This window comes from Vibrio sp. Vb0349 (assembly GCF_033338975.1).
Genome location: NZ_JAWOTS010000365.1, coordinates 1 through 1,134 on the forward strand (window position 1 = coordinate 1; position 1,134 = coordinate 1,134).

Genomic DNA, 1,134 nt, shown 5'->3' on the forward strand with positions numbered 1-1,134 from the left:
AGTACTACCTCCCAGCTCTCAACCCAAGTGATAGCGACTTTTTGGCCGAGAGAGTGGTCCACATCTGGATCATCTTCGTTAAAGAACTCGCTAACCATCACGCGCATGCCTGAGTCCAGTTGGACAACAGAGTCTAGCGTCATACCTTTATAGGTACGTTCAGTGACGTGACCAACAATGCCTTTTTCTTCAGACTCTTTGATCTCTTCGATACGTAAGTCTTCAGGGCGAAGCAGCACTTGTAGTTTGTCACCTGCTTGTGCTTCTTTGTCGTAGTAAACGACAGACTCAACACCTTCGATTTCCGCACGGATGCGTTTTTCATCAATGCGTTCAAGCATTGTTGCGTTGAAGACATTAATCTCGCCGATAAAGCGAGCAACAAACAAGTTTTTAGGTTCTTCGTAAATTTCACGTGGTGAGCCATCTTGTTCGATAACGCCATCGCGCATAACGATAATGCGGTCAGACATCGATAGAGCTTCTTCCTGATCGTGAGTAACAAAGATAAAGGTAATACCAAGTTGACGCTGAAGTTGTTTCAACTCAATCTGCATTTGTTTACGAAGTTTGTAATCAAGAGCAGAAAGCGATTCATCAAGTAGCAGTACTTTTGGCTTATTTACAACCGCACGCGCGATTGCGATACGTTGTTGCTGACCACCAGAAAGTTGGTGCGGCTTACGCTGCGCCATTTTTTCTAGACGGACCATACGTAGCGCTTCCATTACGCGTGGTTCGATTTCTGCCGCAGGCGTTTTTTGCATGCGTAGGCCAAATGCCACATTATCGAATACGGTCATGTGAGGGAATAATGCGTAACTCTGAAATACCGTGTTGACGTGCCTATGCTCTGCAGGAACTTGCGTTACATCTTGGTCATCTAATACGATTTGACCGTTATCTGCCGTTTCGAAACCAGCGATCATGCGTAAAACCGTCGTTTTACCACAACCAGATGGACCAAGAATCGTCAGAAACTCACCATGATTAACATCAAGAGTTAAATTGCCGATGATTTCCTTTCCATCGAAACTTTTGCTGATACCAGATAAACGAATAACTGGCTTTCCTGCTTGCTGTTTAGCGTTCAACGTCTGTATTTCTCCCACGTTAAAATTGGGTTTACGCCAA

1 protein-coding gene is annotated in these 1,134 nt (G+C 44.7%); it reads right to left on the reverse strand.

Translation table 11 applies throughout. The features are described 5' to 3' along the window. A partial coding sequence (potA, locus tag R7Q47_RS25880) for a spermidine/putrescine ABC transporter ATP-binding protein PotA (RefSeq protein WP_318090214.1) occupies positions 1 to 1,112 on the reverse strand: 1,112 nt, incomplete at its 3' end. Between the last annotated feature and the right edge of the window lie 22 nt (positions 1,113 to 1,134).